Here is a 1,006-nt window from a genome sequence, read left to right on the forward strand (position 1 = left end):
TTAGGCACGCCGCCAGCGTTCATCCTGAGCCAGGATCAAACTCTCCGAAGAAATGTTTGACTTGCTCAATTTAAAAAATAAAAATTAACGTTGACGTTTGTCGCTTTGTTCAGTTTTCAAAGTTCAATATTCCGTAAAATAAGTTGTCGTCTCAACGACGCTTAATAATAATAAAACATATCAGATGAAACGTCAATAGTTTTTCTAAAAAAACATTATTTTTTATTCCCATTGTATTTTACACATCACGATAACAATTATTCACCAAACATTGATTGTTAATACCTTTATCTTCAGACTCAAACCTTTTATTCTTATTTTATAAATTTCAAATGAGAGACCGACGCTAGTAAAAGACGAAGGGAATAAAAGTATTAAGTATTCATTCTCTCTTTATAAGATATACTTATAATAAGAGGAGTAGTGATTAGCATGTATTATAGTAAAAGAAATCAAGAACCTTCGGTTCAAGAACAAACAGAAGTTTGGGAATGCACAATAGAAGAATGTAAAGGCTGGATGAGAAAAGATTTCTCCTATGACAATCATCAAAAATGTCCTTTGTGTGGAAATCACATGAGCGCTGGAGAACGGCTTATTGATAAAATCCCCCTTAACCCCCATCGAAAATAATGTATATCGACGCTTTTAAAAAGATCAAAAAAATACTGCTATTTATTTAGTTACAAATACTTGTTAATATAGTTACATTTGCTTTATATCTCTATTTTATGTTATAACTAGTTAACCTTGTATCGATCGTCTTGTCTAAAACCCAGGCTTTTTTTAAAGCCTGGGTTTTCTATTGAACTAATAGTAGATACATCATGTTTTTTCTAATTATAAGACCATAAAAAAAAGACTCCTTCATAAGGAGTCTTTTTTTATCACTTTTGATTATGCTTTGTGAACGTTAGCAGCTTGTGCTCCACGTTGACCTTGCTCGATATCAAAAGTAACTTTTTGACCTTCTTCTAATGATTTGAAACCTTCACCTTGAATAGCA

At 31.7% G+C, this 1,006-nt stretch carries 2 protein-coding genes; one reads left to right on the top strand and one right to left on the bottom strand.

Annotated elements, in window-relative coordinates; genetic code table 11:
* The first annotated feature begins 432 nt into the window (after positions 1-432).
* Positions 433-633 carry a cold-shock protein gene (locus ACN6NE_RS27870; RefSeq protein ID WP_474328525.1) on the top strand — a complete coding sequence of 67 codons (201 nt, stop codon included), beginning with the start codon at positions 433-435 and terminating at the stop codon, positions 631-633.
* Positions 634-897: 264 nt separating this feature from the next.
* Here the strand turns inward: ACN6NE_RS27870 and ACN6NE_RS27875 are convergent.
* Positions 898-1,006, bottom strand: a 109-nt coding sequence (locus ACN6NE_RS27875; protein ID WP_142953582.1) for a cold-shock protein, incomplete at its 5' end; no start/stop codon positions are given.

This window comes from Priestia sp. 53B2, assembly GCF_056099005.1.

Coding starts and splice junctions, on each gene's coding strand:
- ACN6NE_RS27870 (WP_474328525.1), top strand. CDS start 433: ATGTATTATAGTAAAAGAAATCAAGAACCTTCGGTTCAAGAACAAACA.